Below are 22,013 nucleotides of genomic sequence, written 5' to 3'. Positions count from 1 at the left end.
CGGGGTTGTATTTATACGATTAACGGAACTTGTCTGAATTCATCTTCTTCATTGCTTTCAATTCCAAGAGCTTTGTAGATGTATTTGAAAGTTGATAATAATTCAGGTTTTCCATCAATTAAAGCTACGTCGTGCTCAAAATGCGCGCTAGGTTTTCCGTCAGCAGTCAAGATTGTCCAGCCGTCTTTAAGTTGTTTAATGTTTCTAGTTCCCATGTTGATCATAGGTTCAATTGCTACAACCATTCCTTCAACAAAAAGTTTTCCACGACCACGTTTTCCGTAGTTTGGCATTTCTGGTTCTTCGTGCATTTTTTGCCCAACACCATGTCCAACCAATTCACGAACAACTCCGTAACCGTGAGCTTCAGTATATTTTTGAATCGCATTTCCAACATCTTCAACGCGATTTCCAGCTTTAAATTCTCTAATTCCAACGTAAAGAGATTCTTTAGTTACGCGTAAAAGTTTTTTAACTTCAGGTGCAACTTCTCCAATTTCGAAACTGTAAGCGTGGTCTCCGTGGAAACCATTTTTAAAAGCTCCGCAGTCAACCGAAATAACATCACCGCTTTTTAGAGGTGTATTATTAGGAATACCGTGAACAACCTGAGCATTTGGACTCATGCAAAGTGAATTCGGGAAATCATACAATCCAAGGAAACTTGGAACTGCACCGTGATCACGAATAAATTCTTCGGCTAATTTGTCAAGATATAATGTTGTAACTCCTTCTTTAATTTCAGAAGCAATCATTCCTAATGTTTTTGATACGATTAAAGCACTTTCGCGCATTAATTCTATTTCCTCTCTAGTTTTTTGGATAATCATATTTTTTCCATTTTCAGTTGGCAAAAGTACAATTTTTATCTCATTTTTTATGTAATTTTTTTTCGCCACGAATTCACAAATTATCTCAAATAAAAATCTTAAAAATCGGATTTCACAAACTTCATTAATAAAGAATTTAAACGTGAAGTTTTGATGCAATTCGTGAATTCGTGGCTAATAACTCGTGAGGCTTTCAGAAAAAAGCCATAAATTAGTAGTGCAAATGTTTATAATTATGGAAATTTCAACTGATCAAGATATAGCTAAAGTGAAAGCGTTAAAAAAAATGAAAGCAACTGCTTTGTCGCTTTTGGGTTTCGCGGTGCTTCTTTTTATAATTGCAATTTACTTCAAAATTCCAATACTTCAAGCTTTTAGCGAGGCGGCAATGGTTGGCGGAATTGCAGATTGGTTTGCCGTTGTGGCACTTTTTCGTCATCCAATGGGAATCCCGATTTGGCACACAGCGATTATTCCGACTAAGAAAAATGAAATAGGAGAGAACTTAGGAAATTTTGTTTCTGAGGAATTTTTAGACCGAGAAAAATTAGAAGTAAAATTAGACGAATTCAATTTTGCAACCAAAGCTTCAGATTGGCTTTCGAAGGAAGAAAATGCAAATAAAATTGCCAATGCAGTAGCTGTAAATATTATTCCGGGAATTTTAAGAACAATAAAAGATGAAGATGTTAGAAGATTTATTCAGGTTCAGTTTAAGGAAAAAATAGAGGGAATAAATTTTGGCGATTGGGTAGCATTGGCATTGGAACCTTTGCAAAAAGGGAATTTAAAAAATCAGATGCTGACGAATCTGCTTGAAGTGATAAGCACTGAATTAACTAATAATAAAGATTTAATTAGGCAAAAAGTAAAAGCTTCGACCCCGCTTTTAAGCTTTGGGTTGGCTGATAAAAGTATTACAGAAGGTGTTTTTAATGGTTTACAGGATTTTTTAAATGAAGCTAAAAAGCCTGAAAGCGCAGTGCGTCTAAAAATTGATGAATACATTTTTAATTTCTTGGAAAAAGTAAAAAACTCAGAAGAAATGAGAGTAAAAATCAACGATATGATTTTGGGTTTTGTTGGAAAGAAAGAGGTTCAGGATTATATTAATAGTATTTGGGACGAAATTAAATTGTCAATTACCAATGATCTAAATAAAGGTAATGATTCTTCCATTAAAAATAATATTGCTGGATTGATTCAGACTTTTGGAAACGGAATCAAAGAAGATCCTGTTGTGATTAACAAAATAAATGGTTTTATTAAAAACGATTTGCTTTCGATGCTTTTGAATAATAAAAAAGTAATTGGAGATTTGATTTCGTCAACCGTAAAAAGCTGGGACGGAAAAGAGGTTTCTGAAAAATTGGAATTAGAAATTGGAAAAGATCTTCAATATATAAGAATTAATGGAACTTTGGTTGGAGGTGTTATTGGGCTTGTGATTTATGGAGTGGAGCAGATTTATCATTATTTTATTGTTTGATAAAAAACATTTCAAAGTATACGATTGTCAGGCTGAGCGGAGCCGAAGCGCTTTTAAGTTTCATAAGCCTTCGACTCCGCTCAGGATGACAATTAGAGAGTGTGTAAAATAGTTCTCGCAAAGTCGCAGAGGAGCAAAGTTTTATAAATTTCTTTGCGACTTAGCGTCTTTGCGAGATTTTTTTAAGTTCTATTTAATGAACTTATATAACTTATATGGTGAAATTATAGAAGTGAATGACAAGTCATAGCATTTGGCTGCTGAATTCCCATTAATTCTAAAATAGTAGGAGCAATGTCACCTAAAACACCATTTTGGATATTTTTTAGTTGTTTGTCAACTAAAATAATCGGCACTGGGTTTGTTGTGTGAGCCGTGTTTGGAGATCCGTCAGGATTGATCATCGTTTCGCAGTTTCCGTGATCGGCAATTACGATTGTTGTGTAATCATTTGCAAGAGCGGCTTCGATTACTTTTTTCGCGCAAGCGTCAACAGCTTCACAAGCTTTAATTGCAGCTTCCATAATTCCAGTATGTCCAACCATATCTCCATTTGCGAAGTTTAAACAAACGAAATCAACTTCGCCTTTGTTCAATTCAGGAACAAGAGCATCAGCCAATTCATAAGCGCTCATTTCTGGTTTCAAATCGTAAGTTGCTACTTTTGGAGAATTTCTTAAGATTCTCTCTTCACCTTCAAAAGGAATCTCTCTACCGCCAGAGAAGAAGAATGTTACGTGAGGATATTTCTCAGTTTCAGCAATTCTGATTTGTTTTTTACCAGCTTTTTCTAAAACCTCACCAAGAGTTTCAGTGATATTATCTTTATTGTAAACTACTTTTACGTTTTGGTAAGTTTCGTCGTAGTTTGTCAATGTTACATAATATAGGTTTAGTTTGTGCATGTTCTGCTCGTGGAAATCTTGCTGAGAAAGCGCTTCAGTAAGTTCACGTCCTCTGTCAGTTCTAAAGTTAAAGAATATTACAACATCGCCTTCAACAATTGTAGCAAGAGGTTTTGCATTTTCATCAACGATAACAACTGGTTCAATAAATTCGTCAGTAACGTCTTTTTCGTAGCTTGACAAAATACTTGTAACAGCATTTGTTGATGGAGTTCCAACGCCGTTAACAAGAAGATCATAAGCCAATTTTACACGTTCCCAACGTTTATCACGGTCCATTGCATAGTAGCGGCCAACAATCGAAGCAATTTTTACAGGAGTATCTTTAATGTAATCTTCAAGATCATGAATATATTTTGCTCCAGATTTTGGGTCAACATCACGTCCGTCTGTAAAAGCGTGAACATATACCTGATCTAAACCATATTCTTGAGAAGCATCGATTAATCCGCGAAGATGTGAAGTATGTGAGTGAACACCTCCATCTGAAACTAATCCTAAAAAGTGTACTTTTTTATTGTTGTCTTTAGCATAAGTAAAAGCGTCAATTAAAACTTGCTCTTTTGCTAAAGTTTTGTGTTCTACAGCTAAATTTATTTTGGCTAAATCTTGGTATACAATTCTTCCTGCGCCTAGATTCATGTGTCCAACTTCGCTATTTCCCATTTGTCCTTCTGGAAGACCAACATTTAATCCGTCAGTTCTAAGCTGTGCGCTTGGGTAGTTTTTATAAAGACTGTTTATAAAAGGAACATTTGCATTGTCTATTGCAGATACTTTAGGGTCAGGAGATTTTCCCCAACCATCTAAAATCATAAGGATAACTTTTTTGTTCATTGCATTTTTGTTTTCTACAAATATAAGGCATTTCTAAAGTTTGAAACCTGAGGAATGTTACATTTATATTTAATAAAATGAACTCAGATAAAAAATATTAATTTAATTGTAGAAGTCTTTATTTTTTAAAATTAATTCACACTACGCCCTTTTTCTAACTTTATTTTTGACAGTATTTAGATCGAAAAAATGTTGATTGGAGATAGAAAGTCTTATAAATTAGGAAATTATTACATCAATTTGTTTTACTTAATCAGGTATTAATTTCAAGATCCCCATTTTTTGATGTTTTTTTAAGAAAATCAGGTAGGATGTTAGGTTTTTTAGCATAAGAAAAAATCTTACAGAAATATGGTTTTTATGTTAATAATGTTAAAGTTTAAACAAAAAAGGCCTGAAAATCAGGCTCGTATTTTGCAAGGCGTGATTTTTTTATATTTTTGCGATACCCAAATTTTTGTTTAACCTAAAGAAATTCAATGATTTACAAAATTTATCCGTTATTTGTGTTTTTGCTATTGTCTTTTGGAAAAGATTCAAAAAACACACCCGACCTTAAAAAAAATGCCACTGTAAAAGCGATTGCTAAAGTCGAAAAAGTTACAGTAGATTCTAAAATCGAGAGCGTTTATAATTCATTAAATTCCAACAACTTTAAAATGCCTGAACTTAAAACTTTCTCGGAAGCTTTGAAAGGATTTTATTTGTTGAAAGAAAGAGGAGTGATTAAGAAAGATATCTTAACACTAATTGATTTTAGTTTGTCATCAAACGCAAAACGTCTGTGGGTGATTGATTTAACTAGTAATACAATTTTGTTTAATTCGCTTGTCGCTCACGGAAGAAATACTGGAGAAGAATTCGCTTCAGCATTTTCAAACCTTAATTCTTCATTTAAAAGCAGTTTAGGATTTTATTCAACTGGCGAAATTTACCAAGGAAAACATGGTGCTTCATTGCGTTTAGATGGTTTAGAAAATGGTGTCAATGACAACGCACGTGAAAGAGGTGTTGTAATGCACGGCGCAGATTACGTATCTGAATCTTTCATCAGAAATCATAAAAGATTGGGCAGAAGCCAAGGATGTCCAGCAGTTCCAGTTGAATTGACAAACGAAATTATTCAATTAATAAAAGACAAATCGTGTTTATACATCTACCATCCTTCAAGAAGTTTTGCGATGGAAGAGAGGCTAATTTCTTAATTGCGCATATAAATCCGAATCTAGATCATAAATATCAGCTCTGAAAATGAGCTGATTTTTTTTGCTCCATGCTGTCCAATACCACTGGTATAAAGCATACTTCTTGGTAATCTTGAAACTCATTGTTGTTTTACTTGCAATAATAGTGTCAATTCTGTCTTGTGGCCAGTTTCCGTCAACATCTAATATATGTTGGGCAAGTTCCAATGGGTTTTCGACACGCACACATCCAGAACTCATAGAACGATTATTGCGCCCAAAAATGTTACGATGATTTGTATCGTGAAGATAAACGCTATGGTGGTTTGGAAATAAAATTTTCATTAAACCTAACGAATTGTCATAACCTGGACTTTGTACATAGCGATAGTTGTTTGGTTTATTCTCATTCCATGCCATCGGAGAAACTACCTTGCCGGCAGTATCGTAGATAGTGATATTCTTATTAGCCAAATAATTTCGGTTTCTTTTCATTGCAGGAACGACATCTTCTTTCAGAATTGTAGGTGGAACAGTCCAAGTCGGATTAAAAACAACCGTTTTTAAAAAAGAAGTAATGATAGGTGTTTTTCTTTTGTTTGTTCCTACTACAATGTTTCTAACTAAAGTGGTGTCCTTATTTTCAACAACATTTAAGCTGTAATCGGGAATGTTTATAATGAAATAGTTTTCGGCTAATTCAGACGGGTACCATCTCCAACGCTCCAAATTGGCAATTATTTGCTTTTTTCTATCTTCTTTAGAATAATTTAAAGCACGAATAGTTCCAGCTCCGATAACTCCGTCAGAAGCTAAACCGTGTCTTTCTTGGAATCTTTTAACTGCTTCAAATGTTTTTTCATTATAAATTGTTGACAAACTATCTTTTCCAGTCATATCATTCCAATACAAAAGCCTTTTTTTAATATTTATTAAAGCGGGATTAGTATCATTTAAAACAATTTTATCAGCAGATTCAATAGTTTTTACATTGTCATTTGGAAAAGCATTAATGATTTCAAGAGCTTTTAGTAGCTCTTTGTAAGTTTGTGTTTTAGGTTGAATGTTTTCAACAATGCTATCTAATTTATTTTTGTTGAAGCCTTTAATTAAAACGGAATTCACATCAAATTCCTTTTCTTCTAAATCCCAATTGGTATACAGTTTTTTAGGGTCTAACTTTCCTTTATATATATGATTAAGATATTTTTCGAAATTATAAGTCAGTAAAATATCATACGTAGCCAAATCTTTATCACTAAGCGAAGCGACTTTGCTCTCGAATTTTTTTAGCTTAGATATTTTATAATCTTCTGGTTCTAAACCTAATTCTTCTGATTTTTCTAATTGCGTTAAAACAAAAGTTCTTTTTTTAAGATTTCCCCATACAGTTTGATTTTCAGACCCAACATAAAACTGTTTTAGGGTTTCGCTTTTAAAAGTTCCTATTAATGCAGTGTCTATTTCAACTGTTCTCTCATCAGTAAGTATAATTGCCGGTACCTTTTTTTTGATAATAGGTGTAGGTTTTGGGTCTTCTTTTTTGCAGCCAAAAAAAAGGCATATTACTACCAAAGAGTAAAGTTTTTTCATTTTATAATTTTTTAAACATCAAATAATGTTCGCCAACATCTTTAATCTCAAATGCTTCGCCAAGTGTTTGGTAATTCATTTTTTGATAAAATCCGACAGCAGCAGTTCTGGCATTGAACCAAATTAAATCTATTTGGTTTTCATTGCAAAAGGTTTCGCAATGTTTTACCAAAGCTTCTCCAATTCCTTTTTTCTGATGGATTTCTAAAACTGCCATCCCTCTAATCTGGGCTTGATTTTGAGCGGCAAATATAGGATTGATTTTTTCGAATAACGAAATAATTCCTGTTAAATTTTTGTCCTCAAATAAACCGAAATGATGAGTAGATTCTAAATCATCGCCTTCAAACATGCAACTTTCGATAGGCTTTCCTTTTCTTAAAACAGGTTGGCGAACAGCATAAGTCTCTTTCGAGGTAATTTCTTTAATTGTAATCATGATTTTTTGAAAAAATATTGCTTTTATAACTTTTTAATTTTAAATAAGTTATAAAAAAATGTTGATTTTTATTGATTTTTTTTGCTCAAAAGCTTGTTTTGAACTGAACTTTCTTTCTATATTTGCACAACCAATGCGAAAGTAGCTCAGTTGGTAGAGCTCCAGCCTTCCAAGCTGGTTGTCGCGAGTTCGAGCCTCGTCTTTCGCTCTAAAAAGTAAACATGTTTTACTTTATGTGAAATAAATTTTTTGATTTTTATTTTGTTTTAAAAATTAAATTTTTTAAGTTTGCACCCGATTAATGCGAAAGTAGCTCAGTTGGTAGAGCTCCAGCCTTCCAAGCTGGTTGTCGCGAGTTCGAGCCTCGTCTTTCGCTCTTCAAAAGCCTCAAACATTGTTTGAGGCTTTTTTGTTTTCTATTCTTTTTTAAAACCATATAAGTGATTTAAGTTGAGGTAAGTTTTTGAATTTAGCTTTTGGTAGGCTTATATGACTTATATGGTTTTAAAATTACTTCAGATTGCTCAAGTCGCTTTCTGTTTCTAACTCTGTTGGAGCTTCGTTTTGTTTGAATAGGCGAGCAGATAAATCTCCTTTTAAAGTAATTTTTTCACCTTTAACTTCCAGCCAGCTTCCTTCTCTTAAACCTAAAACTGGAATTGAATTAAATGCATGAAATTCTTTTATTCTTGTTTCGCGAGTTTCTCCCATGTGTTTAGATTGTAAATCGGCATCCAGATAATGCGGATTTAAATTGAATGGAATTAATCCTAAAGTTTGGAAGCTTGGAGGGTAAATAATGGGCATATCGTTTGTAGTCTGCATTGATAAACCGCAAATATTGCTTCCTGCACTTGATCCGAGGTAAGGAGTGCCATTTTTTACAGTTTCAGAAAGTAACTGCATAATGTTGTTTTTGTAAAGTTGGGTAACCAGTAAAAAGGTGTTGCCTCCGCCTGTAAAAATTCCTTCTGCATTTTTGACCGCGTCTTGCGGATTTTCAAATTCGTGAATTCCTTTAACATTGATGTTAATTGTGTTAAATGCCTCTGCAGCTTTTTTTGTATACTCGTCATGCGAAATTCCACTAGGACGAGCATAAGGAATAAATAAGATTGTTTTACAGTTTTTAAAATGCGTTTTTAAAGTAGGTAAAATATATTCTAAGTAGTTGCCTCCGTGCAAAGTAGAAGTACTTGCGATAATAATGCTTTTCATGATTTTTAAACTCAAATTTTGTTTGTTAAAGGTATTAAAAACTCTGTTTTTGTTTTAATTTTTACCATTTTAATTAACATATTTTTACGAAGTCATTAATATTAAATTTGGAACGACTTGAGATATTTTTACCGTTTTAAGAATATTTTTAATTTATTATATTTTGATTCAGAAAATTACTTGTTTTTTAATTATTGTTGCGGGACAGGCTTGCTGGTCTCAAGCCCAAGATCGATCTGTTTTTAATGGTAAAGTGGTTTCGAATACTTTAGACTTAGAAGGTATTTATGTGATTAATGCGCAAACAGAAGAAACGGTTACAACAAGTTCATCTGGATCTTTTTCTATCTCAGCAAAAGCAGATGATGTTCTGGTTTTTTCTTCAATAAGCTTTAAAGAAAAAAGAGTTTTGCTGAAACAAGAAGATTTTTCAAATCTTAATTTTACTGTCAATCTTAATATGGTTATGTATCAATTGCAAGAGGTTGTGGTAAAAAGGTATGATAATATTAATGCCGAAAGACTGGGTGTGATTCCGATGGGGCAAAAGAAATATACTGCGGCAGAACGCAAATTGCAGACCGCAACTGCGTTGAATGCTACGGCAAATGGAGGAACAATGGCAGGAGGTTCTATCTCTGCAGATCCTTTGCTGAATTTTTTCTCAGGAAGAACAGCTATGCTTAAGAAAGAAGTTGCAGTTGAAAAGAAAGAATTTTTTATGAGGCTGTTGGAGAATATGTTTAGTCTAGATCATTTTATTGACCGATTGAAAATTCCTGCGGATTATGTAAAAGGTTTTGAATATTACGCTATAGAAAATGAGAAGTTTACGGTGATTTTGAATTCTAAAAACAAAACTTCTACGGAATTTCTTTTGGGAGAATTGGCTGTAAAGTATAAAGAAATGATTGCTGGTGAAAATAAGTAGGGTTATATCGATAATTGTTTTTGTTTTTTTTGTTCAGATTGGTTTTGGGCAAAAAAGCGATGTTAAACTATTAGTAGGGAAGGTGCAGGAGCAATCTACTCCTGTTGAAGGGGTGAATATTATAAATAATGCTACTCAAGCTGCTACTGTTTCAGATTCTGATGGTAATTTTTCGATTGCTGTTCGAGAAGGCGATGTTTTGGTTTTTTCGGCTGTGAACTTGGATCCGGTTAAACGCCGAATTTCTGCAGAAGATTTGATGGTTAGTTCTTTAGTTGTAAAAATGGCTGCCAAAGAAGTGGAGCTGAAAGAAGTTGTTGTTAATGAAAATGCTAGTATAACAGCTGAAAATTTAGGAATTATTCCGTACGGACAAAAAAAATATACGCCTGCCGAGCGAAAGGTTTATACGGCTACTTCAACATCAATCGACAAGTTGCTAAATAAGATTTCGGGGCGCACCGCGATGCTGAAAAAAGAAGTGAACGTAGAGAAAAAAGAAATGCTTTTTAGAAAGCTTGAGTATCTTTTTGAGGAGAACTATTATACAGATAGATTGAAAATTCCTGTAGATGACATAAAAGGATTTCAATTATTTTGTGTAGATGATGCTGATTTTGCTGTATCTTTGAATACTAAAAACAAAACAATGAGTATGTTTTTAATCACAGATCTAGCAAGAAAATATCTAACAATTCTCGAAAATGAAAAATAAATTAGGAGTGCTCGTTGTCTGCTTATTTTGTCAATTTGTATTAGGGCAAAACGGTTTCAGGAAGCCATTACACGGTCAGGTTATCAATGATTTTTTAGCCATAGAAAGTGGTTATGTAATGAATATTAATGCAAATACTAGGACATTTATTGGTTCTGGCGGTTTGTTTGATATTGTTGCACAGCCAAAAGATACTTTACTATTCTCTGGCTTGACATTTCAATCAAAAAAAGTCGTTTTAACTGAAAAAGATTGTGCCGAGATTCTTTTAAAAATAAAATTGGATTTGGTTAATAATCAGCTTAAAGAAGTTGTTGTTCATAAAGAACTAAAAGTAAAAGCACTGCAGGGCGGTTCTCAAAAATATGTAGACATGCAGTTTGAGGATGATAAACAATCTACTGCAAAAAACAACGCAATGCTTTCGGATCAGACTATAAAATATGGAACCGATTTTGTTCGAATCTTTAAAGACGTCAAAAAACTTTTAAGTAAAAAAGACGAAGTAAGGGAAGAAGAAATTACAGATATTGCTTTTGTAGAATACGCTAAAGATAACTTCACAAAAGATTTTTATTCTAAAACACTTAATCTTAAAGATGACGAAGTAGAGCTTTTCTTGATGTATTGCTCAAACGATCCACATTCAAAAGAATTGGTAGATCCAGATCAGAAGTTTCAGTTAATGGATTTTATGATCAATAAGAATAAAGAATTTAAGAAAGCTGAGGCTGTTCAAAAATGAAAAAAAAGTTAGTTTTCCCTTTGCTGGGAGTTTTGTTTGTTTTGTCTTCGGCATTTGCTTTTCATAAATTTTATGTTGGCGTTTTTCAGGTTAATTATGCAGCTGAAAAAAAGATGTTACAAATTACTTCCCGCATTTTTATTGATGATTTGAATAATGCAATGGAGAAAAAGTATCACAAAAAGACATTTGTTGGTACAAGCAAGGAAACTCCAGCAGATGTTGAATTATTAAAAAAATACCTATCAGAACATTTTTTAATTAAAATAAATGGGCAATCAAAAGCGATAACTTTTTTATCTAAAGAAGTCGAGGCTGATGATGTTTTGGTCTGTTATTCCAGAATTAAGGATGTAGATAAATTCAAAACGCTTGAGATTTCAAATACTATTTTGGTAGATTGGAATTCAGAACAGCAAAATATTACACATATTTCAGCATTTGATACAAAAAGAAGTGTTCTTTTTACAGAATCTTCAAGGAAAGAATTGTTAAAATATTAAGGTATTGATAAAATTAATGTTTTAATTACTATTTTCACAGCCTAAAGAAATTACCATTAAAATTTTATGAAAAAACTTTCATTATTATTACTTTTTCCTGCAATGTTAGTTGCGCAGGATAAAGCAACAACCACACCTACTAAACAACAGGGAAAGTACGATACCAACAAGTTTAGCCAAATGTATGATTTGCTGGCAACTCCAAATATGTTCCGTACAGCCTCTGGAGCACCTGGGCCAGCTTACTACCAACAGCAAGCAGATTACAAAATTGATGTTGAATTGGATGATAAAAATTCAAAATTAAGCGGATCTGAAACCATTACGTATACAAATAACTCGCCAGATAGTTTGGAATATTTATGGATTCAATTAGATCAAAATCAGGCAAAAGCAAATACCCAAAGTTCATTAGCAGAAAGTGATAAAATTAATCAGGTTTTGCCGCTTGATGGTTTTTCTTCTAAATATTTGAAAAAAGATTTAGAGCGCGGTTTTAATATTGAACAAGTTAAAGATGCTAAAGGAAGTGCAATGTCTTATACGATCAATGAAACCATGATGCGTATTAATCTGACTTCACCTTTAAAACCAGGAGAAAAAATTTCATTCTCAATCAAATGGTGGTATAATATTAACAACTACAGAAAAGAAGGCGGTCGTTCTGGATATGAATTATTCGAGAAAGATGGCAATAAATTATATGTAATTGCCCAATTCTACCCAAGAATGGCGGTTTACAATGATGTTGAAGGATGGCAAAATATGCAGTTTTGGGGAAGCGGAGAGTTTGCTCTTCCTTTCGGAAACTTCGATGTAAATATTACAGTTCCTGCAGATCACGTAATCGATGCAACAGGTGAATTAATGAACAGAAGCGAAGTGTTTACTGTTGAACAAGTAAAAAGATACGAGCAAGCACAAAAATCATTTGATAAACCTGTAGTTATTGTAACGCAGGCAGAAGCAGAAGCAGCTGAAAAAGGTTTTTCTGAAAAGAAAAAAACTTGGAAATTCAGCGCTAAAAATGTTCGTGATTTCGGAATTGCTTCTTCAAGAAAATTCATTTACGATGCAATGGCTGTGAAAATCGGAAACAGAACTGTTATGGCAGAATCTGTTTATCCAAAAGAAGCAAACCCGCTTTGGGGAGAAACTTCTACAATGGTTGTGGCTCATACTTTAAAAAGCTATTCTTCTCATACTTTTGATTATCCTTATCCAAAAGCAGTTTCTGTTTCTGCAGAAGATCAAGGTATGGAATATCCAATGATTTGTTGGAATTATGGTCGCCCTGATGAAAATGGTGTAACGAGCAGAGAAGTTAAAAACGGAATGATTGGTGTTATTATCCACGAAGTTGGACACACTTTCTTCCCAATGATTGTAAACTCTGATGAGCGCCAATGGACTTGGATGGATGAAGGTTTGAACTCGTTTTTAGAGTATTTGGCTGAGCAAGAATTAGATTCAAATTTCCCTTCAAGGAGAGGTCCAGCTAAAAATATTGTTCCTTACATGAGCGGTGATCAAAAGTTCTTGGAGCCAATTATGTCAAACTCTGAAACAATCCACCAATTTGGGAATAATGCTTACGGAAAACCGGCTACAGGTCTTAATATTTTGAGAGAAGTAGTTATGGGAAGAGAATTATTTGATCACGCATTCAGAACGTATGCAAATAGATGGAAGTTTAAACACCCAACTCCAGAAGATTTCTTTAGAACAATGGAAGATGCTTCTGCAGTAGATTTAGATTGGTTTTGGAGAGGTTGGTTCTACTCAACAGATTTCGTAGATATCGGAATTAAAGATGTAAAACAATATTACGTTTCAGATACTCCAACAGCAGATATTAAAGACGTAAAAGTTAGAAAAGGACGTTTTGGATTCGAAAAAGGACCTTTTGTTTATTTAGTTTCTGGAGATAATGCAGAAGTAAGCGATTCTAAGAAAAAAGCTTTAAAAGTACAAGATTTCAAGCCTTTGGCAGATTATGTAGATCAGACTTTTACGGCTGAAGAAAAAGCTTCTATTAAATCTCCTAAGTACTTCTATGAAGTAGAATTTAACAAACCAGGCGGAATGATTATGCCTATTTTAGTTGAGATTACTTACGAAGATGGTTCTAAAGATAATTACAAATATCCAGCACAAATCTGGAGAAAAAGTAATGAAACGGCTAGAAAAGTTTATGCTACAACAAAAGCAATTAAGAGCATTCAAATTGATCCGCAATTGCTAACAGCAGATATTGATGTAACCAATAACTCTTGGCCAAAAGTTGAAACAAAGTCAAAATTTGACTAAATAAAATAAAATTAAGAATGAAAAGTTCATCAGGTTTGAAAGCTTGATGAACTTTTTTCTTTTTAGGAAATATATTTTAAAGGACTTTTTAAGTTAATTTTAAAACTCTAACCTGAAAAGTTTAATATCTTTGCGACAACAAAAATAAAAGTTATGTTTGGTATAGGAGGAGGAGAATTAGTTTTCATACTGTTTATAGTGCTAATGCTTTTTGGTTCTGATAAAGTGCCGGAAATCGCACGTACAATGGGAAAAGCTATGGCTCAATTAAAAAATGCAACTAATGATATTAAAAGCGAAATTCAGAAAGGAGCAGAGGCTAATGGTCTTGATTCAAAATCTCTGAATGATATTACTGGAAATATCAATGCAGAAATTAATAATGCAAAATCTAATTTACTTGGAGATACAGGAAATCTTTTAGGAGATACTGCAACTGAAATCGAAAAAGTAAAAGAAGATATTGATACTCTTTCTGGACCTATTAAACGCCAAATGTAATGCTTGAAAAAATACAGGAATTAGATAAAGATCTTTTAATCTTTCTTAACGGATTAGGTTCTGAAACATATGATAAATTATGGCTTATTATTACCAATCAATTGTATTGGACGCCATTTTTCCTATTGCTATTCTATCTTATTTATAAAAAAATAGGAGGAAAACAAACCCTGTATTTGTTGCTTTTTATAGCCGTTCTGATTGCGTTTACTGATCAAACCTGTAATTTGTTCAAACATACTTTTCAACGTTTGAGACCATGCAATGATCCAGAAGTGAACACAATTATTAGAGTTGTACAGGTTAGAAAATCATTTAGTTTCTTTTCTGGACATGCAGCCAACACTATGGCGGTTGCAACTTTCTTATTTTTGATTTTAAAGCGCTATTTTAAATATTTCGGGTTTATATTTCTGTGGCCTTTAATCTTTGCTTACAGCCGAATTTATTTGGGATTGCATTTTCCAGGTGATATCCTTACAGGATATTTCTTTGGAGCACTTTTCGGATTTTTACTTTATCTAGTTTATAAAAAACTGAAACCGCAGTATTTTCCGGGATAGTTTTTTTAAAAGATACTAAGTTTCTAAGGTTCTGAGATTCTAAGTTTTTGAACTGAATAAAAATATATTTTGAGTTGACTCCAGCTTTAGCTGGAGTTTTTTTTGGAGCAAAGTAAAAGGCTTTAGCCAAATATTATAAAGTATTTGGCTAAAGCCTTGGGGGAGTAAAATTATATACCTCCGGCTAAAGCTGGAGGCAAGTAAGTAGCATAAAACTTAGAATCTTAGTAGCTTATTATCTCAGAACCTTAGTTAATGATTGTTTTTTCGCTCCATTCCAAACCATTTGGGAGCTGTTGTTTGCTAAATTCAAGATGAATAACTCTTCTGCGTTCGTTGTTTGTAGTTTTATTGGAAGCATGAAATAATAGCGGTTTCATGATCATAATACCGCCTTTTTCGACCTCGCAAATTGTTTCTTTTTCTTTTTCGAAATCAAGGTTTTCAATTCTTAAGATTCCTTTTGAATGTGAATTATTGATTACTTTTAAAGCACCATTGTCTTTAGTGGTTTTGTCAATATGAATTCTGATTGTGAAATTGTTTTCTAATATTTCTGTAGGTGGCTGTACTGCAAATTGATTTTGTTTTACAGTCCAATTTTCAAAATTTTCTATTTCAATTTTTTGATCGACTGAAATCGTCAAATCCTGATGATAGGCTACAAACCAATTTGATTTTTCTGGTTTGTCAAAATAAATTGATTTCGTTATAAAAAAGCCCTTCCCAAAATTAGATTCTATAATGTCTTGTAGTTTTTCATTAAAAATAAAAGGAAGGGTTTCTGGGACTTCTTTATGAAACTGTCTAATTGCAAATAAATCTTCAGATTTTCTAAAAGTCGAATTATCAGAATCATTTTTAGTTTTATTGTCAATCAATAAAATTAGATTTTCAATTTCATTTTCTGTAAAAACATCATTAATTATTGAAAATCCTTCGCTATCAATTTGTTTTGAGTGAATCATTATAAAATGTTTAAAAGCTGAATAGAACCTTACAATCTAAAAATTATAGAACACGACTAACCGTCAATCCATCACGAATTGGCAATAAAACTGTTTCAACTCTAGGATCATTTTTTAAAAGCTGATTGTACTCTAAAAGCACTTTTGTACTGACATCATTTGGATGAACTGGTTCCAGAATTTTTCCGCTCCATAAAACATTATCAGATAAAATGATACCGCCTTTATTCATTTTTGGAACAATCATTTCCCAGTAGTTCAAGTAGTTTTCTTTGTCAGCATCAATAAAAACCAAATCAAATTTTAAGTCTAAATCTGGAATAATGTTTACTGCTTCTCCTAAATGCTGAAAAATCTGTTCTCCCCAAGGAGACATATCAAAATATTTTCGCTGAAAATCGATTAATTCTTCTTTGATGTCAATGGTGTGTAATTGACCATTTTCTTGCATTCCTTCGCATAAGCATAAAGCAGCGTAGCCAGTATATGTTCCGATTTCAAGAATATTGACTGGACGAATCAATTTTGAGAGCATGCTTAAGACACGGCCTTGAAAATGACCGCTTAGCATTCTTGGCAAAAGTATTTTCTGGTAAGTTTCTTTATTCAGTTTCGCTAACAATTCTGGTTCGTTTTCAGAATGCTGTTCGATATAATCTTCTAATTCTTGCGATATAAAATGCATGTTGTAGTATCTTGTAATTTGAAGGCAAAAATACAAAATTATCTGCTTGTGATTGGGTATAAAAAAACCATTCGTTTTGCGAATGGTTCATTTTAAGATTTAAACAGGTATTATTTTTTCAAAGCTTCATTAACGTCTTTAGCTGTTTTTACGGTTCCGTCTTTAGCAGCTTTAGCAGCATTTTCTACTTTTTCAGCTCCTTTTTTAGTAGCGTCTTTTACATCAGTTGCTGTTTTTTTTGCAGCGTTTTCAACATCATTAGCCGCTTTTTTAGTAGCATCTTTTACATCATTTGCTGCATTTTCTGTAGCATCTTTAGCTTTTGTAGCGGCACTTTCAGCTTTGCTTACAGCACTGTCTTTTACTTCTTCAATATCTGTTGTTAGAGAATCGACTTTGTTTCCAAGCGTTAATTCATCTTCTGCAGGTTTGTTTTCTTTTTTCTCGCATGACTGAACAGCAAATGCTAATAAGGCAACAACAGCTAAACTCAAAATTTGTTTTTTCATAATTTCATTTTTTTTAGGTTGATAAAACTTAAAGGTTAAATGGCTGAAAAATAAAATTACAAATTTTAAAATGATTGAGCTCTTTGTAAGATTATTTTTCTTTTAAGAGCTAGACAATTCTTGTGCCAAAATTTTGAAATTATGTTGCTGGGCATTAATTTTTTTTAGAACAAAAAAATTAGTTTTTATATAAACTGAAATTAATTACAATATCGTCTTTTACTTTAATCAATCCAGCCATTTTTACTGGTGGTTCCAGTTCAATATCAGAGAATTTCAAACTAAGTGTTCCTTGAATTTTATCATCAGTATTATAGAGTATAAAATCTTTGTATTTAAGAGTTTTATCGGTTATGAAAAAGTTTAGTCTGCATTTGTAATTTTTTCCCATTGGTTTTATATCACTTATGGAAACCGTGCTGTTTGGGAATTTTTTGACTTTTACCGTTCCTTGTAAATCTTTCGTCATTATTTTATTACCACAATCAAAGTTGGACATTTTGATATCGGTATTAAAAGTGTTTTTTTTAACTGAGTTTACATAAACAGTATCCTTTATAGAAAAGGTGTTTGAGCAATTGTATTTGCCCACAGTTGATAAACCTGTGATTTCTATCTTTATTTTATTTATTACCACAGCTGTATCTTCTGGAAAAAAAGTGGGTTTAGCACTTCCTAAGAAAAAGAAAACTACTAAACCCATAATTAAGATTGAAAATCTCGTTTTCATTTTTTTTATATTAGAATGCAATTGTTGCTTCGAATACTATACCTTCAAATTTACCGCCATAAAAGTTGTTTAGATTTCCAGTAGCAGGATCTCCTGTAAATTGTGAATAATCTTTATATTTTTGATTAACGTAGTTTAATTTAGCTAAAATGTTTTTAGTCATAAACCAGCCAGCACTTGCTTCAAATTTATCTACGGTAACCTTTTTAGCATCAGCATTAGATAATTTTCCAGATACTGTATTGTATTTTCCTCCGATATAGAATTGTTCAGTTCCTCCAAATCTGTAAATAAGCTCTGAAGCATATTGATTAGCAGTACGTTTGTCATCGGTACCAGCTTTGTCTCCTCCTGAAGCTAATTCGATTGTTCCAAAGAATTCAAGTCCTTTATATTTTACAAAAGGGTTAATCATGTATGTAGTAGCCCAGTTTTTAAAATTAGGATTGAAAGTTGCTTCTGGAGTAGATGTTTTACTGAAACTAGTAGGAACATCAGTAGTGGTTGTAGAAATAACAGTACCATTAGCATCGGTCTTAGTAATAGTATTTTTATAAGCGTTATTGTTTAATATACCCCAATAACCAAATCCTGATCTATTAGCAGAATATATGTTTGCGTTACCAAGGTTTGCATTATGGTAATAAGAACCAGTTAATCTTACTCTTAAATCTTCATTAAGCTGTTTATCATAACCAAGTTTAGCTAAGATTGAAGGGCTATGTGTTGTGTTAGCGTTTGGTCCGGCAGGGTAAAAAACTTCTTCATTACTTTGATTTAAATTACCGTTTGTAACACCTAACATACTAACCAATCCATTTCTGTTATAGTAAACCTCCATACCCATTTCTGTAGTGAAAGAATACATGATATTGTTTCCAACAAATGCATTTCTTATTGTATTACCGTTATCAGAACCTCTGAAGTGAGCATCACCAAAATTGTTCTCCATTTGCCCAATTTTAATTGTAGCATATTTCATTACATCAGCCAAGAAGTCTTTTTTGATGAAGTCTAACTTGTCAATTTGTAAGTATCCACCTTTTACATAAGAATCATTGTGATGTCTTGAAGCTAAATAAACATCTAAATTCACTCTTACTCCATCAAACAATTGAGCACCAATATACATATCAGCAGCTGGAAGAGTAAAATTGTTTTCATTATTCATTAAACGATATCCAGTAATTGATCTAGTGGTAGTTCCAGTAGCTGTATTAGTCGTAGTTGTAATGGTAGGAGGTTGGTTGTTGAAAGAATTTGTTGCTTGAAAATCCATGTTGAAAGCACCACCAAGATCAATACTAAGACCTTTAAACTCTCTATTGTCTTTTTGTACGTCGAAAACGTTGATACCGTCTTTTCCTCTAGAGATTTGGTTTTGCATGTTTCCAAAACTGACCTGTGCCTGAACAGCAAATGTGCTGATTAATGTGACGAATAGAATATAAATTTTCTTCATGGCGTTTATAAATTAAAGTTTAAATTAAATTTTATTGTTAGGTCTTGACCTGTTTTTATTGTTCCAAGCATTGCTGTCGGAGACTTCATTCCGAAATCCGTAAAAGTGATTTTGTTGCTTCCTTGAAGGTTTAAGCCATCTTTTGTGACAGTTGTTTTTACAGAAGTTTTGTAAACTTTGCTAACTCCAGCAATGGTGTAAGTTCCTGTTAGTTCCCAAGTGGTTTCGTTTACTTTTTCAGCAGATTTAAGAACATATTTAATGTTTTTGTTTTTGTCTGTTTTTAAAGTTTCGTAAGCTACTTTGTCCATGCTTTTTTTCTCGCTTTTTACACTTTCTGCTAAAAGAGTTACAGTCAAAGCTTCTATGTCAGTTAGTTTTCCGTTGGCAATGTTTAAAGATGCTGTTCCGGTTCCAGACGCAGATTTCATTTCCCAATCGTGAAGTGTAGATGTACCAGCTACCGAAAAAGTTGATTTGCTATCTAAAGTATATGATTTTTGTGCTGTCGCAAAAGTGCTGATTCCTAAAAATGCTGTTACAACGGCTAAAAGTTTTAATGTATTTGTTTTCATTTTTGTCATGTTTGTATTGTGAAAAAATAAGTGAATAGTTGGCCAGTTTCTATTTAGTACTAAGAATGTTGTTTTAACTTGAATCAAAGATCTTTCTATAAATCAGCTTTGTGCATGATAAAAATCATTGTTAAAAATTTTATTAAATAGGTATTTAATAACTACAACGTTTTCATTTTTTAGAGAATCGATTGCTAAAGCAAAAAGAGAGGTTTGATCTTGTTAAATTGATATTTTTTAACATTTAGTTTGAATTAACAAAAAGTTAAAAAAGAAGAATTCTTTAACATAACCAATTAAGATTTTAGCTCAGAATAATATTGAAGATTACAGTTAAATCTTTTCCTGCTTTTACAACTCCTAAGGCAGCTTTAGGAGGAGTCATTTCAAAATCGCCAAAAGTAATTTGGTTAGAACCTTGCAGAATAATATTTCCCTTACTAGTGGTTACCTTTACTTGAGTTTTGTATTCTTTACTCACTCCTGCAATAGTGTAAACTCCTGTCAAGTTCCACGTGTTATCATCTATTTTCTCAGCAGATTTTAAAACGTACTCAATATTTTTGTGTGTTTCAGTATCTAAAGCTTCATAAGCAACTTTGTCCATGCTTACTTTGTAACTTTTTAAGCTTTCAGCTAATAATGAAATTCTTAAGCTATTTATGCCTGTTAGCTTAGAATCTTTAACTATTAAGTTAGCCATTCCTATTCCTTCTGTAGATTTCATTACCCAGTCGTGTACGGTAGAAGTTCCTGCTACTTCAAAAGTAGAATTTGCGGCCACACTATAATTTTTTTGAGCATTTGCCTGTAATGCCATTGTTGTAAAAATTACTGTCAGTAAAAATGATTGAATTGTTTTCATGTTGATAAAGTATAGGTTAATCATTTAAATAAGGAAGCTTTAAAAATCAATTAGTGGTTAAAGAATCAAAAGATGTCCTTATTTCTTAGACCAAAATTATCGCGCGCGCGGACAAAACGAAATGATAAAAATCATGGCTAAAGTTTTATTAAATTGTTATAGTAAAGGAGGGAATAGCCTATTATCACTCAGATTTTATCTCTAAAGAAAAGAAAATGAAGTGTAAGTAATTGCTTGTTAGTTTATTGTGTGCGTTGGTTGAAGATGTCTCGTATCATTTTTTCAGTCTGTCTTTTTTGGAAAGAAATCAAGAAAAAAAGATGGAAAGTGCTTTAAGTTTTAGAAAATACTGGAAATAAATTAACTTTGTAGCATGCAAATGGAGAAAAAAGACATACGAGCCTTATCAAAAGAACAGCTTCGCGATTTTTTTGTTGAAAATGGAGATAAAGCTTTTCGTGGTAATCAGGTTTATGAATGGTTGTGGAGCAAAGGCGCACACAGTTTTGAAGATATGACAAACGTAGCAAAAGCTACAAGATCAATGCTTGAAAACAACTTTGTAATCAACCATATTAAAGTTGATACCATGCAGAAGAGTAGTGATGGAACTGTAAAAAATGCCGTTCGACTTCATGATGGACTTGTGGTAGAATCGGTTTTAATTCCGACAGAGACAAGAACTACTGCTTGCGTTTCTAGTCAGGTTGGTTGCAGTTTAGATTGTAATTTCTGCGCAACAGCAAGATTAAAAAGAATGCGAAACCTAGAACCAGGCGAAATTTACGATCAGGTTTTGGCTATAGATAAAGAAAGTCGTTTATATTATAATCATCCGCTTTCTAATATTGTTTTTATGGGAATGGGAGAGCCTTTAATGAATTATAATAATGTCATTAAAGCAATCGATATGATTACTTCAGAAGAAGGTTTAGGAATGTCTCCAAAACGAATCATGGTTTCGACTTCAGGAATTCCGAAGATGATCAAGAAAATGGCAGATGATGATGTGAAGTTTAAACTAGCAGTTTCTCTGCATTCAGCAATAGATGAGACACGTGCACGAATTATGCCTTTCAGTAAAAATTTCCCTTTAAAAGACTTGAGAGAAGCTTTAGAATATTGGTATAGAAAAACAAAAAGTAAAATTTCATACGAATATGTAGTTTGGAAAGGAATCAACGATGATAAAGCTTCGGTCGATGCTTTGGTTAAATTCTGTAAATATGTGCCTTGTAAAGTCAATTTAATTGAATATAATCCAATTGATGATGGAGAATTCCAACAAGCTTCAGAAGAATCGATTATGGCTTATATAAAAGCGCTTGAAAATATTGGAGTAGTGGTAAAAGTGAGACGAAGCCGAGGAAAAGATATCGATGCTGCTTGCGGTCAGTTAGCCAACAAAGAAGCTTAATCTTTTTAAAATTATAAAAACTAAAAAGCATTAAAAACG

General features: G+C 32.8%; 22 protein-coding genes and 2 tRNA genes. 12 read left to right on the top strand and 12 right to left on the bottom strand.

Annotation, left to right across the window (positions count from 1 at the left end; translation table 11 throughout):
- Nucleotides 1-11: 11 nt before the first annotated feature.
- Nucleotides 12-830, bottom strand: coding sequence for a type I methionyl aminopeptidase (gene map, locus JI750_RS01335; protein WP_201998448.1), 819 nt, complete (start codon nt 828-830; stop codon nt 12-14).
- A gap of 235 nt (nt 831-1,065) precedes the next feature.
- Between map and JI750_RS01330 the strand changes: the two genes are divergently transcribed.
- The gene (locus tag JI750_RS01330; RefSeq protein WP_201998446.1) at nt 1,066-2,319 is read left to right on the top strand and encodes a DUF445 domain-containing protein; all 1,254 of its coding nucleotides are present in this window, start codon (nt 1,066-1,068) and stop codon (nt 2,317-2,319) included.
- A 224-nt stretch (nt 2,320-2,543) separates the two neighbouring features.
- Here JI750_RS01330 and gpmI read toward each other — a convergent pair whose 3' ends face one another.
- The gene (gene gpmI / locus JI750_RS01325; RefSeq protein WP_201998444.1) at nt 2,544-4,061 is read right to left on the bottom strand and encodes a 2,3-bisphosphoglycerate-independent phosphoglycerate mutase; all 1,518 of its coding nucleotides are present in this window, start codon (nt 4,059-4,061) and stop codon (nt 2,544-2,546) included.
- Nucleotides 4,062-4,540: 479 nt separating this feature from the next.
- Between gpmI and JI750_RS01320 the strand changes: the two genes are divergently transcribed.
- Entirely contained in the window at nt 4,541-5,266 is a 726-nt protein-coding gene (locus JI750_RS01320) for a murein L,D-transpeptidase catalytic domain family protein (protein WP_201998442.1), read from the top strand.
- Here the strand turns inward: JI750_RS01320 and JI750_RS01315 are convergent.
- The gene (locus tag JI750_RS01315; protein WP_201998440.1) at nt 5,255-6,838 is read right to left on the bottom strand and encodes a L,D-transpeptidase family protein; all 1,584 of its coding nucleotides are present in this window, start codon (nt 6,836-6,838) and stop codon (nt 5,255-5,257) included. The two genes, JI750_RS01320 and JI750_RS01315, sit on opposite strands and share 12 nt — an antisense overlap.
- Nucleotide 6,839: 1 nt before the next feature.
- Nucleotides 6,840-7,277, bottom strand: coding sequence for a GNAT family N-acetyltransferase (locus JI750_RS01310; protein ID WP_201998438.1), 438 nt, complete (start codon nt 7,275-7,277; stop codon nt 6,840-6,842).
- A 135-nt stretch (nt 7,278-7,412) separates the two neighbouring features.
- Between JI750_RS01310 and JI750_RS01305 the strand changes: the two genes are divergently transcribed.
- Nucleotides 7,413-7,485, top strand: a tRNA-Gly gene (locus JI750_RS01305).
- Nucleotides 7,486-7,580: 95 nt separating this feature from the next.
- Nucleotides 7,581-7,653 (top strand) — tRNA-Gly (locus tag JI750_RS01300).
- Between the two features lie 134 nt (nt 7,654-7,787).
- On the opposite strand, the gene pepE is transcribed toward JI750_RS01300, so the two are convergent.
- Complete coding sequence (gene pepE / locus JI750_RS01295; RefSeq protein WP_201998436.1) at nt 7,788-8,495, bottom strand: dipeptidase PepE; 708 nt, start codon at nt 8,493-8,495, stop codon at nt 7,788-7,790.
- A gap of 163 nt (nt 8,496-8,658) precedes the next feature.
- Here pepE and JI750_RS01290 point away from each other — a divergent pair, with 163 nt between their 5' ends.
- From JI750_RS01290 to JI750_RS01260, 7 genes are all read left to right on the top strand, one after another.
- Nucleotides 8,659-9,426 (top strand): hypothetical protein, encoded by a 768-nt coding sequence (locus tag JI750_RS01290; RefSeq protein ID WP_201998434.1) that lies wholly within the window; start codon nt 8,659-8,661, stop codon nt 9,424-9,426.
- Nucleotides 9,413-10,141 carry a carboxypeptidase-like regulatory domain-containing protein gene (locus JI750_RS01285; RefSeq protein ID WP_201998432.1) on the top strand — a complete coding sequence of 243 codons (729 nt, stop codon included), beginning with the start codon at nt 9,413-9,415 and terminating at the stop codon, nt 10,139-10,141. The genes JI750_RS01290 and JI750_RS01285 overlap by 14 nt, the downstream gene beginning before the upstream one ends.
- Nucleotides 10,131-10,886, top strand: coding sequence for a BamP family beta-barrel-assembly machinery protein (gene bamP / locus JI750_RS01280; RefSeq protein ID WP_201998430.1), 756 nt, complete (start codon nt 10,131-10,133; stop codon nt 10,884-10,886). The genes JI750_RS01285 and bamP overlap by 11 nt, the downstream gene beginning before the upstream one ends.
- Complete coding sequence (locus tag JI750_RS01275; RefSeq protein WP_201998429.1) at nt 10,883-11,389, top strand: DUF6702 family protein; 507 nt, start codon at nt 10,883-10,885, stop codon at nt 11,387-11,389. Before bamP ends, JI750_RS01275 begins: the two co-directional genes overlap by 4 nt.
- Before the next feature lie 66 nt (nt 11,390-11,455).
- A complete protein-coding gene (locus JI750_RS01270; protein ID WP_201998428.1) occupies nt 11,456-13,699 on the top strand; it encodes a M1 family metallopeptidase in 2,244 nt (747 codons plus the stop codon).
- 153 nt (nt 13,700-13,852) lie between these two features.
- Nucleotides 13,853-14,200 (top strand): Sec-independent protein translocase subunit TatA/TatB, encoded by a 348-nt coding sequence (locus JI750_RS01265; RefSeq protein WP_008467194.1) that lies wholly within the window; start codon nt 13,853-13,855, stop codon nt 14,198-14,200.
- Entirely contained in the window at nt 14,200-14,763 is a 564-nt protein-coding gene (locus tag JI750_RS01260) for a phosphatase PAP2 family protein (RefSeq protein WP_201998427.1), read from the top strand. The genes JI750_RS01265 and JI750_RS01260 overlap by 1 nt, the downstream gene beginning before the upstream one ends.
- 248 nt (nt 14,764-15,011) lie before the next feature.
- Here JI750_RS01260 and JI750_RS01255 read toward each other — a convergent pair whose 3' ends face one another.
- From JI750_RS01255 to JI750_RS01225, 7 genes are all read right to left on the bottom strand, one after another.
- Complete coding sequence (locus JI750_RS01255) at nt 15,012-15,731, bottom strand: phytanoyl-CoA dioxygenase family protein (RefSeq protein ID WP_201998426.1); 720 nt, start codon at nt 15,729-15,731, stop codon at nt 15,012-15,014.
- 43 nt (nt 15,732-15,774) lie between these two features.
- On the bottom strand, nt 15,775-16,416 hold the full coding sequence (locus JI750_RS01250; protein WP_201998425.1) for an O-methyltransferase: 642 nt from the start codon (nt 16,414-16,416) through the stop codon (nt 15,775-15,777).
- 110 nt (nt 16,417-16,526) lie between these two features.
- A complete protein-coding gene (locus JI750_RS01245; protein WP_201998424.1) occupies nt 16,527-16,925 on the bottom strand; it encodes a hypothetical protein in 399 nt (132 codons plus the stop codon).
- 178 nt (nt 16,926-17,103) lie between these two features.
- Nucleotides 17,104-17,655 carry a hypothetical protein gene (locus JI750_RS01240; protein WP_201998423.1) on the bottom strand — a complete coding sequence of 184 codons (552 nt, stop codon included), beginning with the start codon at nt 17,653-17,655 and terminating at the stop codon, nt 17,104-17,106.
- A 10-nt stretch (nt 17,656-17,665) separates the two neighbouring features.
- The gene (locus JI750_RS01235) at nt 17,666-19,117 is read right to left on the bottom strand and encodes a hypothetical protein (RefSeq protein ID WP_201998422.1); all 1,452 of its coding nucleotides are present in this window, start codon (nt 19,115-19,117) and stop codon (nt 17,666-17,668) included.
- A gap of 5 nt (nt 19,118-19,122) precedes the next feature.
- Nucleotides 19,123-19,692 (bottom strand): YceI family protein, encoded by a 570-nt coding sequence (locus tag JI750_RS01230; RefSeq protein ID WP_236672952.1) that lies wholly within the window; start codon nt 19,690-19,692, stop codon nt 19,123-19,125.
- Nucleotides 19,693-19,996: 304 nt separating this feature from the next.
- Complete coding sequence (locus tag JI750_RS01225) at nt 19,997-20,557, bottom strand: YceI family protein (RefSeq protein WP_201998419.1); 561 nt, start codon at nt 20,555-20,557, stop codon at nt 19,997-19,999.
- 373 nt (nt 20,558-20,930) lie between these two features.
- Between JI750_RS01225 and rlmN the strand changes: the two genes are divergently transcribed.
- The gene (rlmN, locus tag JI750_RS01220; RefSeq protein WP_201998417.1) at nt 20,931-21,974 is read left to right on the top strand and encodes a dual-specificity RNA methyltransferase RlmN; all 1,044 of its coding nucleotides are present in this window, start codon (nt 20,931-20,933) and stop codon (nt 21,972-21,974) included.
- The last annotated feature ends 39 nt before the right edge of the window (nt 21,975-22,013 follow it).

It is taken from the genome of Flavobacterium tagetis, from assembly GCF_016735615.1.
Classification (GTDB): Bacteria; Bacteroidota; Bacteroidia; order Flavobacteriales; family Flavobacteriaceae; genus Flavobacterium; species Flavobacterium tagetis.
This window is presented reverse-complemented; position numbering and strand designations above follow the sequence as displayed.

Excerpts from the sequence above, each read along its gene's own strand:
- bamP (WP_201998430.1), top strand. The coding sequence starts at position 10,131 with ATGAAAAATAAATTAGGAGTGCTCGTTGTCTGCTTATTTTGTCAATTT.
- gpmI (WP_201998444.1), bottom strand. The coding sequence starts at position 4,061 with ATGAACAAAAAAGTTATCCTTATGATTTTAGATGGTTGGGGAAAATCT.
- JI750_RS01235 (WP_201998422.1), bottom strand. The coding sequence starts at position 19,117 with ATGAAGAAAATTTATATTCTATTCGTCACATTAATCAGCACATTTGCT.
- JI750_RS01275 (WP_201998429.1), top strand. The coding sequence starts at position 10,883 with ATGAAAAAAAAGTTAGTTTTCCCTTTGCTGGGAGTTTTGTTTGTTTTG.
- JI750_RS01315 (WP_201998440.1), bottom strand. The coding sequence starts at position 6,838 with ATGAAAAAACTTTACTCTTTGGTAGTAATATGCCTTTTTTTTGGCTGC.
- JI750_RS01225 (WP_201998419.1), bottom strand. The coding sequence starts at position 20,557 with ATGAAAACAATTCAATCATTTTTACTGACAGTAATTTTTACAACAATG.
- JI750_RS01230 (WP_236672952.1), bottom strand. The coding sequence starts at position 19,692 with ATGAAAACAAATACATTAAAACTTTTAGCCGTTGTAACAGCATTTTTA.
- JI750_RS01320 (WP_201998442.1), top strand. The coding sequence starts at position 4,541 with ATGATTTACAAAATTTATCCGTTATTTGTGTTTTTGCTATTGTCTTTT.
- JI750_RS01270 (WP_201998428.1), top strand. The coding sequence starts at position 11,456 with ATGAAAAAACTTTCATTATTATTACTTTTTCCTGCAATGTTAGTTGCG.
- pepE (WP_201998436.1), bottom strand. The coding sequence starts at position 8,495 with ATGAAAAGCATTATTATCGCAAGTACTTCTACTTTGCACGGAGGCAAC.
- map (WP_201998448.1), bottom strand. The coding sequence starts at position 830 with ATGATTATCCAAAAAACTAGAGAGGAAATAGAATTAATGCGCGAAAGT.
- JI750_RS01265 (WP_008467194.1), top strand. The coding sequence starts at position 13,853 with ATGTTTGGTATAGGAGGAGGAGAATTAGTTTTCATACTGTTTATAGTG.
- JI750_RS01245 (WP_201998424.1), bottom strand. The coding sequence starts at position 16,925 with ATGAAAAAACAAATTTTGAGTTTAGCTGTTGTTGCCTTATTAGCATTT.
- JI750_RS01260 (WP_201998427.1), top strand. The coding sequence starts at position 14,200 with ATGCTTGAAAAAATACAGGAATTAGATAAAGATCTTTTAATCTTTCTT.
- rlmN (WP_201998417.1), top strand. The coding sequence starts at position 20,931 with ATGCAAATGGAGAAAAAAGACATACGAGCCTTATCAAAAGAACAGCTT.
- JI750_RS01240 (WP_201998423.1), bottom strand. The coding sequence starts at position 17,655 with ATGAAAACGAGATTTTCAATCTTAATTATGGGTTTAGTAGTTTTCTTT.
- JI750_RS01330 (WP_201998446.1), top strand. The coding sequence starts at position 1,066 with ATGGAAATTTCAACTGATCAAGATATAGCTAAAGTGAAAGCGTTAAAA.
- JI750_RS01255 (WP_201998426.1), bottom strand. The coding sequence starts at position 15,731 with ATGATTCACTCAAAACAAATTGATAGCGAAGGATTTTCAATAATTAAT.
- JI750_RS01310 (WP_201998438.1), bottom strand. The coding sequence starts at position 7,277 with ATGATTACAATTAAAGAAATTACCTCGAAAGAGACTTATGCTGTTCGC.
- JI750_RS01250 (WP_201998425.1), bottom strand. The coding sequence starts at position 16,416 with ATGCATTTTATATCGCAAGAATTAGAAGATTATATCGAACAGCATTCT.